Origin of the sequence: Streptomyces sp. NPDC006332 (genome assembly GCF_040612855.1) — a bacterium.
Taxonomy (GTDB): domain Bacteria; phylum Actinomycetota; class Actinomycetes; order Streptomycetales; family Streptomycetaceae; genus Streptomyces.
Genome location: NZ_JBEXRA010000002.1, coordinates 286,995 through 303,770 on the forward strand (window position 1 = coordinate 286,995; position 16,776 = coordinate 303,770).

The following is a 16,776-nucleotide window of genomic DNA, read 5'->3' on the forward strand; positions in this document are numbered from 1 at the left end:
ACCTGCCGCGGTCAGCACCAAGAACCGCGGCGGACGTGCCCGCCTCCCGTGCTGTTGAGCGCCGCCGGGGCCGCCGGGACCGCCCGTGACGGGTGAGGTATATGTGGCGGAAGGAGAGAAATGATCCTATTTTGTTCTTGACGACCTGACTTCGTGGACAGGGCGGCAATGGAATCTCCCCGTGTGCTCGTGATTGAGGACGACCCGGACGTGAGCGCGCTGCTGAAGCGGCACCTCACCGGGCTGGGCTGTCACGTGACCGTCGCCGAATCGGGTGAGGCCGGCCTCGATCGGGCCTTCGCCGACCCTCCGGACATGGTGATCATCGACGTACTGCTGCCCGGTATCGACGGGCGCGAGGTCATCCGGAGGCTGCGGGCGGACGAGCGCACGAAGAAGTGCCACCTCGTCGTCTCCTCCGTGCTCGACCCGGAGGACCTGGTCGAGCTCGCGACGGACGCGTTGCTCGCCAAGCCGTTCCGACAGTCGTCCGTGGCGCGGCTCCTGGACACCTATCGGTATCGGAGTTCCGCATCACAGGAGGAGTAATGGCTCGTGTCCTGATAGCCGACGACGACGCCGACATCCGGGACCTGGTGGCCTTCAAGCTGACGCAGAGCGGTCACGAGGTCATCGCTGTGGAGGACGGCATGGCGGCGCTGCGGGCCGTGCGCGAACAGCCGCCGGACCTGGCCCTGCTCGACATCCGGATGCCGGGGATGTCCGGCCTCGACGTCTGCCGGGAGCTGCGCGCCGCGGCCGAGACCGCGAACCTCCCGGTCATCATGATCACCGCACGGTCCCAGGAGGGAGACGTGGAGATCGGCTTCGAGGCGGGAGCCGACGACTACATCATCAAACCCTTCAGCCCGCGCGAGCTGTCGAGCCGGGTCAACGCGGTGCTCACCCGGGTCGAACGGTGATCAGCGAGGGCCTCGTCACCCTTGCGGTGCTGTCCCTGCTGGCGGTCGTCATCGTGCTGAGCACGCTGATCGTCCTCATCCGCGGCGTCCGGAGCCACGAGCAGCGCAGACGGGAGCGGACGGCGGAGCCGGTACGTGGCCTCCTCTTCGAGCTGCTGTGCGCGGAGGGCGACGAACAGAACCGGCTGCTGGAGCGGCTGGCCGCGATCGACAGGCGGGCCTGGTCCGCCCTCGAGCCGCACGTGGCGGAACTGCTGGAGAAGGTCTCCGGGGGAGCCCGTACCGCGCTGATCCGGCTGTACGGGCTGCGCGGCGCCACCGCGGCCGCCGTCACCGACCTGACCCGCCACAGCGCGGTCCGCCGGGGGCGGGCCGCGCAGGTGCTCGGGCGGCTCGCCCACACCCCCGCGGTCCCGACGCTGTGCCGTCTGTTGGACGACCGCGACCCCGAGGTACGGAGGGCGGCCGCCCGCGCGCTGGGCCGGTGCCGGGACCCCGCGGCCGTGCCGTACCTGCTGGCCTGCCTGACCGGACCGCGCACGGTGCCGCCCGGTGTGGTCACCCACGCGCTGAGCGCCCTGGGGCCGGAGGGAATGCGGTCCGTCGCGGTCGGGCTCGACCACCCTGAACACCTCGCCAGGGCCGTGGCCGTCGAGGTCCTGGGGGAGACCGGGGCGGTCTCGCGTACCGCCGAGGTGGTGCACGCACTGCGCGCGGACACCCACGCCGAGGTGCGGATCAGGGCCGCCCGTGCCCTGGGCAGACTGGGCATGCCCGACGGCCTGGAGCCGCTGCTGGCCGCCGTCCCCCCCGGCCGGCCGGTCGCGCTGCGCATCGTGGCGGTCAGCGCGCTGGGCAGTCTGGGAGCGGTCGCGGCGACACCGCGGCTGGCGGCCCTGCTCGACGACACGGATCCGCACGTGGCGGCCACCGCCGCTCGCGCGCTGCTGCGGCTCGGCCCGCAGGGAGAGGCGGCGCTGCGCTCCGCCGCCGACGGCAGCCGGCCGGACGGCAGGGCGGCCGCACACGCCAGGGCCGCGCTCGCCGAAGCCGCCGTCGGCGGCACCCGCCTCGACGTCCGCGCGGAGGTGGCGCTGTGAGCGCGGTGGATCAGGCCGAGCGGGGGTGGCCGCTGGACACGCTGCACTCGCTGCTCGCTCTGTGCGACCACGTGGTCATCGTCTACTTCCTGGCCATCAACACCGTCTACCTGGTGCTGATCACCATCGCTCTGGCGGAGATCGTCAGAGGGCTGCGCCGGGCCCCGTTCGCGGGCCACGACGAAGCAGCCGCCAGCCCGTTCACCCCACCCGTGTCCGTGATCATGCCCGCGTACAACGAGTCGGCGGGCATCATCGAAGCGGTACGGGCGATGCTGCTGCTCCGCTACCCGGTGTTCGAGGTCGTGGTGGTGGACGACGGCTCCACGGACGACACGGTGGCCGCCCTGCGCGCCGACTTCGATCTCGCCGAGGTGGAGTACGTGGTCCCCGACGACGTACCGGTACGCGGCCGGGTCACCTCCGTCTTCCTGCCCCGGGGCGGCCCCGTGCGCCTGGTGGTGGCTCGCAAGGACAACGGGGGCAAGGCCGACGCCCTCAACGCCGGGATCAACCTGGCCTGCTACCCGCTGGTGTGCATGGTGGACGCGGACTCGATCCTCGACTCCCAGGCCCTGCTCGCGGTGGCCAAGCCGTTCGGCGACGATCCGGCACGGGTGGTCGCCAGCGGCGGTGTGGTCGGTGTCGCCAACGGCTGCACCGTGGTGGCCGGACGGGTGGTCGAACCGCATCTGTCAAAGAACCTGCTGGGGCGCGTCCAGGCCGTCGAGTATCTGCGGGGCTTCTTCCTCGGCCGTACCGGATGGTCCAAGGTCGGCGGTCTGCTGATCATCGCCGGCGCGTTCGGCCTCTTCCGCCGGGACGCGGTGGTGGCGGCCGGGGGCATGGACCCGGACTGCATCGGCGAGGACGCCGAACTGGTCGTCCGCCTCCACCGGCACATGCGCGACCAGAACCGCGCCTACCGCATCGTCTTCGTCACCGAGCCGATCTCCTGGAGCGAGGCGCCCTCGAAACTGAAGGTCCTGGCACGGCAGCGACGGCGCTGGCACCGCGGCCTGACGGAGATCCTCCGCAAGCACCGCCGCATGATCGGCAATCCCCGCTACGGCCGCGTCGGCCTGCTGGCTCTGCCGTTCTACGTGCTCTTCGAACTGCTGGCCCCGATCGTGGAGCTCGCGGGTCTCATCCTGGTCCCCCTGGGCGTGCTGCTGGGCGCGGTGAACGTGGACTTCCTGTGGCACTTCCTGCTGGCCGCCTATGCCTACGCGCTGGTGGTCAGCCTGCTGTCGGTCGCGGTCGAGGAGTACGCCTACCACCGCTTCACCCGGTGGCGGGACATCTGGGGCGCCCTCGTCGGGGTGGCCGCCGAGAACATCGGATACCGCCAGCTCACCGCGTGGTGGCGGCTACGGGGCATGTGGGACGCCCTGCACGGGGCTCCCCGGGTCTGGGGCGCGATGACCCGCACCGGGTTCGACCCGCCCGACAGGGCGAAAGAGGGCGGAGGTGACCGTGCATGAGCGGCATCCGGAATCCGGGGCGCGGCTCCGTCGCGCGCCGGCTCGCCTACGCGTTCGGGCTGCTGACCCTGCTGACCGCGCTGACCGGCACGGCCATACTCGTCGGCACGCTGCAGCTGTCCACCGCGCAGGACCGGATCACCCACCGGGTGCACCCCGCCGAGGACGACAACCTGCGCCTGCGCAACGAGGGCGTCACCGCCCAGCGTTCGATACGCGGCTATCTGATCACCGGTGATCAGACAGAGCTCGCCGCCTTCCACGCGGCCAAGGGCCGCATTCCCTCGGTCATCGCAGAGCTCCGCGGGCACCACGTCGCGGACGAGCGCAACATCGCGACGCAGCAACGAGAGATCCAGGCGTACCTGCGCGTGGCGGACCAGCAGGCGCTCGCCACTCCGCGAAGCGACCGGGCCGCCGACCTCACCCGGACGGCGACCCTGCGGTTCCGCGCGTTCGAACGGACAAACGACAGCCTCACCCAGCAGTTGGCCGACCAGGACGCAGACCTGGAGCGGCACGCCGACGCGGTGCACCGGGCGGGTGTCGCCGGACTCGCCGCCGTGCTGGTGTTGGCCGTGGCCGGGGCCCTGTTCATGTCCCTGCGCACCACTCGTGCCCTGATCCGGCCACTCGGAGACGTCGAGCGGACGCTCGACCGTCTCACCGCGGCGGAGCACTCGGCACGTGCCCGGGAAGCAGGGCCGTCGGAGATCAGGGCGGTGGCGCACTCGGTGAACACACTCGCCGATGAGGGCGACCGGCTGCGGGCGATCGGGGAGGAACGCGACGCCCTGGCGGAGATGGCCCGGAAAACCGGCATCCTGATCCGGGAGCACCTCGAGGTGGACCACGTTCTCGACACGGCGTGCACGGGGATCGGTGAGGGCCTGCAGGCCGACTACGTCTTCATCATGCTCCTCGAGGAGGACAACCCCCTCGTTCCCGTGACGCGTGCCTGGAACGCGCGGCGGGGTCTGCTGCCCGCGGAGGAGCAGACGATACCGCCGGTACCCGCGGAGGTGGTGCGCGAGCACTACCAGCAGGGGACGACCTGGTCCTACAACCGGCTCGACGCCCACCTGGACGAGGAATCACCGTTGCCCGGAGCCCCGGGCTCCTTCGGCGACACCGGCCTGCCGGAGGAGGCCCGGGCCGCCGCCCGTGCCCTGGGCCTGGTCTCCGCGGTGGTCGCGCCGATGGGCGTGGGGGAGGAACCACTGGGCGCGGTCTTCGTCGCCCGCACCCGTCCGGAGAAAGCCTGGCGTCCCGTGGAGGTCGAGATGGTCGACTCGATGGCCGGCGCCGTCGGCCGTGCCGTGTACACGTCCGCGCAATACGAGCAGGAGACCCGTCTGGTGAACAAGCTGCGCGCCCTGGATCAGGCCAAGAGCGACTTCCTGTCCACCGTCTCGCACGAGCTGCGCACCCCGCTGACCAGCATCGTGGGCTACATCGAGCTGCTGAAGGACGAGGAGACCGGCCCGCTCACCCCACCGCAGCAGCGCATGCTGGACGTCGTCGACCGCAACGCCAACCGGCTGCGGTCGCTGATCGAGGATCTGCTCACCCTCTCGCGCATCGAGTCGGGGGCGTTCACGTCGAAGAGGGAGCCGGTCGACGTGCGTCGGCTGGTGGCCTCGGCGGCCGACGCCATGAGACCGGCCGCCGACGCCGCCTCGGTCGCGTTGGAGATCCACTGCGCCGAACAGCCCCTGGTACTGGAGGCGGACGGCGACCAGATGGACCGTGTGCTGATGAACCTGCTGTCCAACGCGGTGAAGTTCACCCCGACCGGCGGGACGGTCACCGTGAGCGCTGACGCCCAGGACGGTTCGGCGGTCCTGAGCGTCAGCGACACCGGGATCGGCATTCCCGAAGCGGAGCAGCGCAAGCTCTTCGAGCGTTTCTTCCGCGCTTCGAACGCCACCGACGCGGCCATTCCGGGCACCGGCCTGGGTCTGACCATCGTCCGTACGATCGTGGCGAACCACGGCGGCGAGATGGAGGTGAACTCCGAGGAGGGCCGCGGCACCACCTTCACCGCCCGGCTGCCCCTCGCCGCCGCGGACCGCCGGCCCGAGTCGCCTTGAACGGCGTCCCGGGAGTCGCCGTTCGCGGGGCGGGGGCGCCTCGGTTCAGACGGTGTCCTCGAAGGTGACGTCCGTCGCCCGGTAGTTGTCGACGGCGGTCTGCACCTGGGCCGGGGTCAGCACCTGGTCCTGGGCGAAGTAGACGTAGTCGATCCTCTCCTCGTAGGTCCGCGCCTTGCGGCCGTTCACTCCCAGCAGGTCGATCAGCCAGTGGTTGAAGTGGATGGCCATCGACGACTCGGGCACGTACGGGTCGCTGTGCGTGGCGAACAGCCGGCCGTCGATGTAGTAGGTGACGCTCGCGCTGTCCACCGTGATGACGAGGTCGTGCCAGCCGGCGAAGCTCGCGCGCTCCTGGGTGGAGACGTTCACCTCCTGCGGCGGGTTCTCCGAGTACGTCTCCCAGGAGGTCGCGAGCAGCGCGCTGGAGGGGATGCCCCAGCCGCCGTTCGGCAGGTACTCGAAGTCGAGTTCGCTGTAGTCAGGGTCCAGCGGGTAGTTCAGCGGTGAGATGGTGAAGAACGTCTGCACCATGTGGTCGCCGTCCGGCCCGAACACCGGGAAGTCGCTGAAGCGGACCCGGGCGGCGTAGGTGCCGTACAGGAACTTGCGCTGGTTGTGGATCTCGGTCTGCTCGGTGCCGGCGGCCGTGCCGTTGGTGCCGGAACGCAGGGTCATGATCGAGTTGCCGGACTCGGTGGCGAAGGTGATGTTCTGCGGTTTCCAGGTGGCGCCCACCACGCCCGGACCGCCTTGCCCGGACCGCAGGGTCCAGCCGTGCTGGGTGAGCGACGGATCGGTGTAGTTGACGTAGTTGAAGTCGTCGAAGAGTTGCGGACCGGTGACTCTCTGAGCGGCCGCCGGACTGCGGCCTGAGGGGCCGGAGAGAGCGTCGGCGCGGTGCGGGGTCTCGGCGCCCGCTGCCTGGGGTACGGCGGCGAGAGCGGTACAGATCAGTGCGGTGGCCGCGAGCGCCACGGCGGCCTTCGTGCGCAGGGACACAGCGGATGGGGTCATTCGTCGCACGCCTTTCGTGGGGGGAGAAGGGAACGACGCGAGCCGGTGCGACGCGTGGCAGATGTGCACACACGGAAACTGAACCGGCGTCAAAAAGACTGGCACAGGATGTCGTCGTCGAGAGGGGCCCTCTTTTCGGACCACCCGAAGCGGCGACGGGCGGTCACCCAAACCCGAACGAACGAGCGGCGAGTGCGACCGCCGCGGAGGAGACCACTGCCGCCGCGGCGGTGACGCTGTTGCCTTGACGTCGGCGTCAAGGCTTACGTTCGTACGCATGCGCATCGGCGAGCTGGCCGCGCGGGTCGGGACCACGACCCGGACGCTGCGGTACTACGAGTCACGGGGTCTGCTGCCCGCGAGGCGGAACGGCAACGGTCACCGCACCTACGACGAGGACGACCTGAAGCTGCTGAGGCAGATCAGGACGCTGCAGGACTTCGGGTTCGACCTGGAGGAGACGCGGCCGTTCGTGGAGTGTCTGCGGGCCGGTCACCCGGACGGCGACACGTGTCCCGCCTCGCTCGCGGTCTACCGGCGCAAGCTGGACGAGCTCGACGCGCTGATCGGTGAGCTGCGGGCGGTGCGCGAGCAGGTCGGGACGCAGCTGGCGAGGGCCGAGCGGGCGCGGGACGAGCTGGCGGCCGACGCGGAGGTTCCGGGTGGTCCGGAGCCGGTGTGCGAACTGGGAGGGGACCTCAGATGATCAAGGCGGCTGGTGTGGCCGAGGTGACGGACGCGGACTTCGAGACGGAGGTGGTCGGCGCCGAGCTGCCGGTGCTGGTGGAGTTCACCGCCGACTGGTGTCCGCCGTGCCGGCAGATGGGGCCGGTGCTCAGCGCCCTCGCCGCAGAGGAGGGCGAGCGGCTCAAGGTGGTCCAGCTGGACGTGGACACCAACCCGGAGACCACGAACGCGTACAGGGTGCTGTCGATGCCGACGTTCATGGTGTTCCGCGGCGGTGAGCCGGTGAAGTCGATGGTGGGGGCCCGGCCGAAGCGGCGGCTGCTTCAGGAGCTGGCCGAGGTCCTCTGAGCCCGACGAGCCGCCCCGCGGGCCGCCTGGACGGACTCCGGACAAGCTCCCCCGGCACAACAAATCCCCCGAGCAATTGCGCTCGGGGGATTTCTCTGCGTATATTCAATGGTTCGCGACTTCACGGAATTGGTCGCGAATGAGGTTTAGTGAGCACAGTATATCCGGGCGGGAGTGGAATTGTCAAACACCGACTTTCCAGATCGTGAATTGACGCGCGAACAGGAATTCATCGACGGGCTGTACGCGCGCGTGGACGCCCTGCGCGGCGACACCGAGGTCTCGGTCACGGACGCGCTCGCCCAGGGCGACACGCCCCAGCAGGCCCGGCTGGAGCGGGACATCCTGGTCGCCGAGCGCTCGGGACTGCTGGCCGCGCTGAACGCGGTGGACGGTTCGCTCTGCTTCGGCCGGATCGACCTCACCTCCGGCGTCACCCACCACATCGGCCGGATCGGTCTGCGCACCGACGACGCCGAGCACACCCCGATCCTGATCGACTGGCGGGCCGACGTCGCCCGCCCCTTCTACCTGGCCACCGGCCACACCCCGATGGGCATCGGCCGGCGCAGGCACATCACCACCGAGGGACGCACGGTCACCCACCTGCACGACGAGATCCTCGACCTCGGCGACGCCACCCGCACCGGCCACGAGGACCCGACCGGCGACGCCGTGCTGCTCGCCGCGCTCAACTCCGCCCGCACCGGCCGGATGAGCGACATCGTGCAGACCATCCAGGCCGAGCAGGACGAGATCATCCGGGCTCCGCACCGGGGGGTGCGGGTGGTCGAGGGCGGCCCCGGCACCGGCAAGACGGCGGTCGCCCTGCACCGGGCCGCCTATCTGCTGTACGAACACCGGGAGCTGCTCGCCAAGCGGGCGGTCCTGATCGTCGGCCCCAACCCCGCCTTCCTCGGCTACATCGGCGAGGTGCTGCCCTCGCTGGGCGAGACCGGCGTCCTGCTGGCCACGGTCGGTGAGCTGTACCCCGGTGTGAAGGCGACGGCGACCGACACTCCCGAGGCGGCCGCCGTGAAGGGCCGCGCCGACATGGCCGACGTCCTCGCCGCCGTCGTACACGACCGGCAGGCGCTGCCCGACCCGGTGATCGCGATCGAGCACGACCGCGAGATCCTGATGCTCGACGACGACCTGGTGAACATGGCCCGCGAGCGCACCCGGGCCGCGGGGCTCCCGCACAACGCGGCGCGCGAGTACTTCGAGGGCCACATCCTCAACACGCTCACCGACATGGTCGCCGAACGCATCGGCACGGACCCGTACGACGGCTCCAACCTGCTCGACCCGAGCGACATCACCCAGATCCGCGACGAACTCGCCGAGAACCCCGAAGTCTGGTCGGCGATCGACCAGTTGTGGCCCCGGGTGACCCCGCGGCGCCTGGTCGCGGACTTCCTCGCCGCACCCGAGAGGTACCTCGGCGAACAGGACGCGGCCGCCGTCCGCCGCCCGGTGACCCGGGCGTGGACCGTCTCGGACGTACCGCTGCTCGACGAGGCCGCCGAACTGCTGGGCGAGGACGACCGGTTGGCGCGGGCCCGCGCGGAGCGGGAGCGGGAGACGCAGATCGCGTACGCCCAGGGGGTGCTGGACGTCTCCTACGCATCCCGGACCTACGAGTTCGAGGACAAGGACGAGGAGGACTCCGAGGTCCTGTCCGCGCACGACATCATCGACGCCGAACGGTTCGCCGAACGGCACGAGGAGGACGACCACCGCAGCGCCGCCGAGCGCGCGGCGGCCGACCGTACCTGGGCGTTCGGGCACATCATCGTCGACGAGGCGCAGGAACTGTCGCCGATGGCCTGGCGGTTGCTGATGCGGCGCAGCCCGACCCGCTCGATGACCCTGGTCGGCGACCCGGCGCAGACCGCGGAGGCGGCCGGCGTCGGCTCCTGGGCGGGGATCCTCGCCCCGTACGTCGAGGACCGCTGGGAGCACATCCGTCTGCGGGTCAACTACCGCACCCCGGCCGAGATCATGGACGTGGCGGCGGCCGTGGTGCGCGCGGAACATCCCGGCTTCGAACCGCCGAGTTCGGTGCGGTCGACAGGGGTACGACCCTGGGTGCGCGCCACCGACGACCTCCCGGGCGCCGTGGCGAAGGCGGTGGCGGAGCTGACCCCGGACGAGGGCCGGCTCGCCGTCATCGCGCCGCGCGCGCTGCACCGCCCTCTCGCGGCCCGCCTGGACGGAGTGACGGCGGGCGAGGAGCCCGACCTGACGCGGACGGTCGTCCTCCTCGACCCGCGCCAGTCCAAGGGCCTGGAGTTCGACTCCGTGCTGGTGGTCGAACCCGGACAGTACGGCACCAGCGACCTGTACGTGGCCCTGACCAGGGCGACCCAACGCCTCGGCGTCCTGCACACCGACCCCCTCCCGACGCCACTGGCCGAGGCATTCGCGGCCACTCCCTGAAGGGGCCCCGTCCCCAAACGCCGGAGGGGCTGCCATCAGCCCCTCCGGCGGGCTGTCTTCAGCCCCTCCGGCGTTTGAGGAGCGGGGGCCCGGGGGCAGCGCCCCCGAAGGACGGGACGGGTAGGGGCGGCGGGGGCGAGGAACCCTACGCCGGCCGCAGCCACACCGTCGCCAGCGGCGGCAGCGTCACACAAACGCTGGCCGGCCGACCATGCCACGCCGTAGCCTCCGGCTTCACCGCATCCGGGTTGGTGACATCCCCGCCCCCGTACCGCCCGGCGTCCGTGTTGAGCGCCTCGTACCAGGCGGGGACATCGTCCGGGACCCCCAGCCGGTAGTCGTGCCGGACGACCGGAGCGAAGTTCGACACCGCCAGCAGCGGAACACCGTCCGCGTCGTACCGCAGGAACGCGAAGACGTTGTCCTCGGCGGCGTCCCCCACCACCCACTGGAACCCGGACGGGTCGGTGTCGCGCTGCCACATCGCCGGGGTGTGCCGGTAGACGGTGTTGAGGTCACGGACCAGGTCACGCACCCCCCGGTGGTCGGCCTCCGCCCCGTACGCCGGGTCCAGCAGCCACCAGTCCGGCCCGTGCGCCTCGGACCACTCCGCGCCCTGCGCGAACTCCTGCCCCATGAACAGGAGTTGCTTGCCGGGATGGGCCCACATGAAGCCCAGGTAGGCACGGAGATTCGCGCGCCGCTGCCACCAGTCGCCCGGCATCTTCGACACCAGCGACCCCTTGCCGTGCACGACCTCGTCGTGCGAGATCGGCAGCACGTAGTTCTCGCTGTACGCGTACACCATCGAGAACGTCATCTCACCGTGGTGGTACTTGCGGTGCACCGGCTCATGGCTCACGTAGTCGAGCGAGTCGTGCATCCAGCCCATGTTCCACTTCAGCCCGAAACCGAGGCCCCCGAAGCCGCCCGGGCCCAGGTGGTGGGTGGCGCGGGTGACGCCGTCCCAGGCCGTGGACTCCTCCGCCACCGTCACCACGCCCGGCACCCGCCGGTACACGGTCGCGTTCATCTCCTGGAGGAACGCCACCGCGTCCAGGTTCTCCCGGCCGCCGTGCTCGTTCGGCGTCCACTGGCCGGGCTCGCGCGAGTAGTCGAGGTAGAGCATCGAGGCGACCGCGTCCACCCGCAGCCCGTCGATGTGGAACTCCTCGCACCAGTACACCGCGTTGGCGACCAGGAAGTTGCGCACCTCGCGGCGGCCGTAGTCGAACTCCAGCGTGCCCCAGTCGGGGTGCGCGGACCGCAGCGGATCCTCGTGCTCGTACAGCGGACGCCCGTCGAACTCCGCGAGCGCCCAGTCGTCGCGCGGGAAGTGCGCCGGCACCCAGTCCATGATCACGCCGATTCCGGCCCGGTGCAGGGCGTCGACGAGGTACTTGAAGTCGTCCGGGGTGCCGAGGCGGGCGGTGGGAGCGTAGAAGCCGGTGACCTGGTAGCCCCAGGAGCCGCCGAAGGGATGCTCGGCGACCGGCATCAGTTCCACATGCGTGAAGCCCAGGTCCTTGACGTACGCCGGCAGCTGCTCGGCGAGCTGACGGTACGTCAGGCCCGGTCGCCAGGACGGGAGATGGATCTCGTAGACCGAGAAGGGGGCCTCGTGCGCGGGGGCGCCGGTGCGGCGCGCCAGCCACTCCTCGTCACTCCACTGGTAGTCCGAGGAGGTGATGATGGACGAGGTGCTGGGCGGGACCTCCGTGCGGCGGGCCATCGGATCGGCGCGCACTGTCTTCGAACCGTCGGGCCGGGTGATCTCGAACTTGTACAGCTCGCCCTCGCCGATCCCGGGCACGAACAACTCCCAGACACCGGTGCCGCCGAGCGAGCGCATGGGGAACGCCGAGCCGTCCCAGAAGTTGAAGGTGCCGACCACCCGCACGCCCCGCGCGTTCGGCGCCCACACCGTGAACCTGGTCCCGGCCACACCGTCGTGCGTCATCGGGTGCGCCCCGAGCGCCCGCCACAGCTCCTCGTGCCGCCCCTCGCCGATCAGATGCAGGTCCAGATCACCGAGCGCGGGCAGGAAGCGGTACGCGTCCTCGGTGTCCTGCACCGCCCCCTCGTACTCCACGAGCAGGCGGTAGGCCGGAACGTCCCGCAGCGGCAGCAGACCCGAGAAGAACCCGTCCCCGTCGTCCTGCAACTCGGCCCGCAGATCACCGGCGACGACCGTCACGGACCGCGCGTACGGCCGGAACGCCCGGAAGGCGACCCCACCGGGGACCGGATGCGCGCCGAGCACGTCGTGCGGGGCGTGGTGGGTACCGGACAGCAGCCGCTCGCGGTCACCGGCGGAGGCCTCCGGCGACGCGGCGGGCACGGGCGCGGGGGCCGTCTTCGCGGTGACCGTCTCGGCCGTGACCTTCTCGGCGGCGAGATTCTTGCCGGTGACCTTCTTCGTGCCGGCTTTCTTCGTGGTGGCCTTCTTCGCCGCGGCGGAGGTCTTCTTCGGGGTGGTCTTCTTCGCGGCGGCGGCCTTCTTCGCGGTGGGCGCGGTCTCCTTGGCCGTGGCCTTCTTCGTGACCGTCTTCTTCGCGACGCTCTGAGCGGCCACCGCCTTCTCGGCCGCCTTCTTCACACTCTTCTTGACGTTCTTCTTCGCGGGCTTCTCAGCCGCTGTCTCAGTCGTGTTCTCTGTCATGTTCTCGGCCGCGTTCTCGCTCTTCTTCCGGGCTTTCGCAGCCGTCTTCTTCGGATCCGGACCGCTGGACGGGGGGCGGGGCGTCACGGGGAAAGCCTCCTCGGCGAAACTCTGTCGGTCAGATCTGGTCGGATGCGACGTACCGCTCTATCGCGGCCATCGGTACGGGCAGCCAGTCGGGGCGGTGCCGGGCCTCGTAGACGACCTCGTAGATCGCCTTGTCCGTCTCGCAGGCCCGCAGCAGCACCGGGTCCGTCCGCGGATCCACGCCGCTGACCTCGGCATATCCCGAGCAGTAGGCGGCCCGGCAGGTCTGGGCCCAGCCCGGGGACGGCGGGTCGGCGGACAGCGCCGCGTAGTCGAAGGAGCGCAGCATCCCCGCGATGTCCCGGGCCGGTGGCTGCGGCATCCGGCGCTCGGCGAGCGGCTTGGACGGCTCGCCCTCGAAGTCGATCAAGGACCACTGTCCGGCGGGCGAGCGCAGACACTGTCCGAGGTGCAGATCGCCGTGGACGCGCTGCGCGGTCCAGGTACGGCCCTCGGCGGCCAGGTCGGCGAGGGCGGTGAAGGCGGAGCGCAGTCCCGCCTCGTACGGCCGGAGCGCGGGCACCGCCTGCGTGGCCGCCTCCAGGCGTTCGATCATGCCGTCGGCCAGCAGGTTCAGCTGGGGGTGTCCGAGGGTCGCGGTGGGCAGTGCGCGGGCCAGCGCGGTGTGCACCTCGGCCGTGGCGCGTCCCAGCGCCCGTGCCTCCGCTGCGAAGTCCTCGCCCTTGGCCAGCTCCCGCAGCGCCAGCTCCCAGCCGTCACTCGCGCCCTGCACGAACGGCTGGAGCACGCCCAGGACGTACGACTCCCCGGACAGCTCCGCCCGTATCCACCCCGTCGGCGCGGGCACCCGGGCGCAGTCCTCCCGGGCCAGCGCCAGCGGCAGCTCCAGGTCGGGATTGACACCGGGCACCACCCGGCGCATGAGCTTGAGGATGAACGTATCTCCATAGACGATCGACGAGTTGGACTGCTCGGCGGTCATCAGGCGCGGCACCAGTCCGTCCCTGATCTCCTGCCGCCGGTCCCGTTCGAAGCGCAGCCCGCCGATGCGGGCCTGGGTGCGCAGCGCCTCCAGGAGCAGTTCGGCGGGCCGGGGGTCGTGCAGGGCCTCGTACACCGTGTGTCCGGCGAGCGGGCCCTCGTCGACGTGGCCGATCAGCGCGGGCGCCAGCCTGGGGGGCAGCGCCTCGCGCACGCCTATCAGGAGCTGGTAGCAGTCGCCCGGGTGGGTTGCGGAGCCCAGGGCGAGCGGCTGGTGGGCGCGCACCAGCAGGTGGTAGAGGCCGAGCTTGGCCGTGGGCGGCACCAGCTCGGTGGCGGCGACCAGGGAGAACCCGGTGACCGGACGCCCCTTGCCCGCGAACCAGCGCTGCCTGGGCAGCCACTCGCGCAGCAGCGGATCCAGTGACGCGAGGAGGCCGGGGCTGCCGGGACTGGATGGGGCGTTACGGATGACGGCTTCCGACATGGCGTCGCGTCCTTTCCCCGGAGTGGTCGGGGTGTTACTGCCTGCGTGCCCCGGGCGGGACGGTGGAAACCGCTCCGCCCGGGATTCGGCCGGGCTCAGGGGGCCCTTATGCGGCGTCCTTGCGGAGCCGGAACCAGTAAAAGCCGTGACCGCCCAGAGTCAACAGGTACGGCAGCTCTCCGATGGCCGGGAAACGGACCCCGCCGAACAGCTCGACCGGGTGCCGCCCTCCGAAGGCGCTGAGATCCAGCTCGGTCGGCTGCGCGAACCGGGAGAAGTTGTTCACGCACAGGACGAGATCGTCCTCGTACTCCCGCAGGAAAGCGATCACCGCGGGATTGGACGACGGGAGTTCCGTGTACGACCCCAGTCCGAAGGCGTGGTTCTGCTTGCGGATCTCGATCATGCGGCGGGTCCAGTGCAGCAGCGAGGACGGCGAGGCCATGGACGCCTCGACGTTCGTCACCTGGTAGCCGTGGACCGGGTCCATGATCGTGGGGAGGTACAGCCGCCCCGGATCACAGGACGAGAAGCCGGCGTTGCGGTCCGGGGTCCACTGCATCGGGGTGCGTACGGCGTCCCGGTCGCCCAGCCAGATGTTGTCGCCCATGCCGATCTCGTCGCCGTAGTAGAGGATCGGCGAGCCCGGCAGCGACAGCAGCAGCGCGGTGAAGAGTTCGATCTGGTTGCGGTCGTTGTCGAGGAGGGGGGCCAGACGCCGGCGGATACCGATGTTGGCGCGCATGCGGGGGTCCTTGGCGTATTCCGCCCACATGTAGTCGCGTTCCTCGTCGGTGACCATTTCGAGGGTGAGCTCGTCGTGGTTGCGCAGGAAGATGCCCCATTGGCAGTTCGACGGGATGGCCGGGGTCTTGGCGAGGATCTCCGAGACGGGGTAGCGGGATTCCCGCCGTACCGCCATGAAGATGCGGGGCATGACCGGGAAGTGGAACGCCATGTGGCATTCGTCGCCGCCGGACTCGAAGTCGCCGAAGTAGTCGACGACATCCTCCGGCCACTGGTTGGCCTCGGCCAGCACCACCGTGTCCGGGTAGGAGGCGTCGATCTCCTTGCGGACCCGCTTGAGGAACTCATGGGTGGCGGGCAGGTTCTCGCAGTTGGTGCCCTCCTCCTGGTAGAGGTACGGCACCGCGTCGAGGCGGAATCCGTCGATGCCCAGGTCCAGCCAGAACTTCAGCGCGGAGATCATCTCCTCCTGGACCGCCGGGTTCTCGTAGTTCAGGTCCGGCTGGTGGGAGAAGAAGCGGTGCCAGTAGTACTGCTTGCGCACCGGGTCGAAGGTCCAGTTGGAGGCCTCGGTGTCGACGAAGATGATCCGGGCGTCCTGGTACTGCTTGTCGTCGTCGGCCCAGACGTAGTAGTCGCCGTAGGGGCCGTCGGGGTTGCTGCGGGACTCCTGGAACCACGGGTGCTGGTCGCTGGTGTGGTTCATGACGAAGTCGATGATCACGCGCATGCCGCGCTGGTGGGCGGCGTCGACGAACTCCACGAAGTCGGCGAGGTCGCCGAACTCCGGCAGCACGGCGGTGTAGTCGGAGACGTCGTAACCGCCGTCCCTCAGGGGCGACTTGAAGAACGGCGGCAGCCAGAGGCAGTCGACGCCCAGCCATTGCAGGTAGTCCAGCTTCGCGGTCAGCCCCTTGAGGTCGCCGACACCGTCGCCGTTGCTGTCCTGGAAGGAGCGGACGAGGACCTCGTAGAAGACGGCGCGCTTGAACCACTCGGGGTCCCGGTCCTTGGCGGGAGTGTCCTCGAACATGTCCTGGACGGGCTCGTTGACGATCATGTTGTGGGTGACCCTCCGATCTGCGGGGTGGACGGTCGCAGGACGGTGCTGTGCTCCTCCGGTGGCGCGACGTCGGTGGCACCCGCCTCGCGGCCCTCGGACCCCCGGCCGACCGTAAGCACGTGTGCCCCGCCAGGCCCGAGGCGCACATAATTGGCCCTGCCCCAGTGATAGGTCTCGCCGGTGAGCTCGTCGCGCACCGGCACCGACTCGTGCCATTCCAGGCCGAGTTGCGGCATGTCCAACGAGACCGTGGCCTCCTGGGTGTGGTCCGGGTCGAGGTTGGCCACCACCACAACCGTGTTCGATCCGCGCCGCTTCGAGTACGCGATCACCGCTTCCTTGTCCGCCTGGTGGAAGTGGAGATCACGCAGCTGGCGCAGGGCCGGGTTCGCGCGCCGGACGGTGTTGAGCCGGGTGATGAGGGGGGAGAGGCTGCGTCCTTCCTGTTCGGCTGTTTCCCAGTCGCGGGGTTTGAGCTGGTACTTCTCGGAGTCGAGGTATTCCTCGCTGCCCTCTTTGAGGGGGGTGTTCTCGCACAGTTCGTAGCCGCTGTAGATGCCCCAGGTGGGGGAGAGGGTGGCGGCGAGGATCGCGCGGACCTCGAAGGCGGGGCGGCCGCCGTGCTGGAGGTACTCGTGCAGGATGTCGGGGGTGTTGGGGAAGAAGTTGGGCCGCATGTACGAGGCGGCCTCGC

General features: G+C 70.3%; 12 protein-coding genes and 1 pseudogene. 8 read left to right on the forward strand and 5 right to left on the reverse strand.

Going from position 1 to position 16,776, the window contains the following annotated elements; translation table 11 throughout:
* The first annotated feature begins 183 nt into the window (after positions 1-183).
* The 5 genes from ABZ027_RS03530 to ABZ027_RS03550 are packed head-to-tail and all read left to right on the forward strand — an operon-like array spanning position 184 to position 5,600.
* Entirely contained in the window at positions 184-549 is a 366-nt protein-coding gene (locus tag ABZ027_RS03530; RefSeq protein ID WP_356763932.1) for a response regulator, read from the forward strand.
* Positions 549-923: a response regulator gene (locus tag ABZ027_RS03535; protein WP_356763934.1), complete on the forward strand. Its 375-nt coding sequence runs from the start codon at positions 549-551 to the stop codon at positions 921-923. The genes ABZ027_RS03530 and ABZ027_RS03535 overlap by 1 nt, the downstream gene beginning before the upstream one ends.
* Complete coding sequence (locus tag ABZ027_RS03540; protein ID WP_356763936.1) at positions 920-2,023, forward strand: HEAT repeat domain-containing protein; 1,104 nt, start codon at positions 920-922, stop codon at positions 2,021-2,023. Before ABZ027_RS03535 ends, ABZ027_RS03540 begins: the two co-directional genes overlap by 4 nt.
* Positions 2,020-3,507 (forward strand): glycosyltransferase family 2 protein, encoded by a 1,488-nt coding sequence (locus ABZ027_RS03545; RefSeq protein WP_356763938.1) that lies wholly within the window; start codon positions 2,020-2,022, stop codon positions 3,505-3,507. The genes ABZ027_RS03540 and ABZ027_RS03545 overlap by 4 nt, the downstream gene beginning before the upstream one ends.
* Positions 3,504-5,600 carry an ATP-binding protein gene (locus ABZ027_RS03550; RefSeq protein WP_356763940.1) on the forward strand — a complete coding sequence of 699 codons (2,097 nt, stop codon included), beginning with the start codon at positions 3,504-3,506 and terminating at the stop codon, positions 5,598-5,600. Before ABZ027_RS03545 ends, ABZ027_RS03550 begins: the two co-directional genes overlap by 4 nt.
* 45 nt (positions 5,601-5,645) lie before the next feature.
* Here ABZ027_RS03550 and ABZ027_RS03555 read toward each other — a convergent pair whose 3' ends face one another.
* Positions 5,646-6,617: a glycoside hydrolase family 16 protein gene (locus tag ABZ027_RS03555; protein WP_356763942.1), complete on the reverse strand. Its 972-nt coding sequence runs from the start codon at positions 6,615-6,617 to the stop codon at positions 5,646-5,648.
* Positions 6,618-6,894: 277 nt separating this feature from the next.
* Here ABZ027_RS03555 and ABZ027_RS03560 point away from each other — a divergent pair, with 277 nt between their 5' ends.
* The 3 genes from ABZ027_RS03560 to ABZ027_RS03570 all read left to right on the forward strand — a co-directional run bounded on the left by ABZ027_RS03560 (position 6,895) and on the right by ABZ027_RS03570 (position 10,094).
* On the forward strand, positions 6,895-7,323 hold the full coding sequence (locus ABZ027_RS03560) for a MerR family transcriptional regulator (protein WP_356763944.1): 429 nt from the start codon (positions 6,895-6,897) through the stop codon (positions 7,321-7,323).
* On the forward strand, positions 7,320-7,652 hold the full coding sequence (locus ABZ027_RS03565) for a thioredoxin domain-containing protein (RefSeq protein WP_356763946.1): 333 nt from the start codon (positions 7,320-7,322) through the stop codon (positions 7,650-7,652). Before ABZ027_RS03560 ends, ABZ027_RS03565 begins: the two co-directional genes overlap by 4 nt.
* A gap of 210 nt (positions 7,653-7,862) precedes the next feature.
* Positions 7,863-10,094: an ATP-dependent DNA helicase gene (locus ABZ027_RS03570; RefSeq protein WP_356763948.1), complete on the forward strand. Its 2,232-nt coding sequence runs from the start codon at positions 7,863-7,865 to the stop codon at positions 10,092-10,094.
* A 145-nt stretch (positions 10,095-10,239) separates the two neighbouring features.
* Here ABZ027_RS03570 and glgB read toward each other — a convergent pair whose 3' ends face one another.
* The 4 genes and pseudogenes from glgB to ABZ027_RS03590 form a co-directional block, all read right to left on the reverse strand.
* Complete coding sequence (gene glgB, locus ABZ027_RS03575) at positions 10,240-12,843, reverse strand: 1,4-alpha-glucan branching enzyme (protein WP_356763950.1); 2,604 nt, start codon at positions 12,841-12,843, stop codon at positions 10,240-10,242.
* A 31-nt stretch (positions 12,844-12,874) separates the two neighbouring features.
* Positions 12,875-14,272, reverse strand: a complete 1,398-nt coding sequence (locus ABZ027_RS03580; protein WP_356763952.1) for a maltokinase — start codon at positions 14,270-14,272, stop codon at positions 12,875-12,877.
* A gap of 106 nt (positions 14,273-14,378) precedes the next feature.
* A complete protein-coding gene (gene treS, locus ABZ027_RS03585; protein WP_356763954.1) occupies positions 14,379-16,079 on the reverse strand; it encodes a maltose alpha-D-glucosyltransferase in 1,701 nt (566 codons plus the stop codon).
* Positions 16,076-16,776 (reverse strand): annotated as a pseudogene (locus ABZ027_RS03590) (alpha-1,4-glucan--maltose-1-phosphate maltosyltransferase); the annotation flags it as partial. The pseudogene ABZ027_RS03590 and the gene treS, both read right to left, overlap by 4 nt.

Excerpts from the sequence above, each read along its gene's own strand:
- ABZ027_RS03560 (WP_356763944.1), top strand. The coding sequence starts at position 6,895 with ATGCGCATCGGCGAGCTGGCCGCGCGGGTCGGGACCACGACCCGGACG.
- ABZ027_RS03580 (WP_356763952.1), bottom strand. The coding sequence starts at position 14,272 with ATGTCGGAAGCCGTCATCCGTAACGCCCCATCCAGTCCCGGCAGCCCC.
- treS (WP_356763954.1), bottom strand. The coding sequence starts at position 16,079 with ATGATCGTCAACGAGCCCGTCCAGGACATGTTCGAGGACACTCCCGCC.
- ABZ027_RS03565 (WP_356763946.1), top strand. The coding sequence starts at position 7,320 with ATGATCAAGGCGGCTGGTGTGGCCGAGGTGACGGACGCGGACTTCGAG.
- ABZ027_RS03550 (WP_356763940.1), top strand. The coding sequence starts at position 3,504 with ATGAGCGGCATCCGGAATCCGGGGCGCGGCTCCGTCGCGCGCCGGCTC.
- ABZ027_RS03535 (WP_356763934.1), top strand. The coding sequence starts at position 549 with ATGGCTCGTGTCCTGATAGCCGACGACGACGCCGACATCCGGGACCTG.
- ABZ027_RS03555 (WP_356763942.1), bottom strand. The coding sequence starts at position 6,617 with ATGACCCCATCCGCTGTGTCCCTGCGCACGAAGGCCGCCGTGGCGCTC.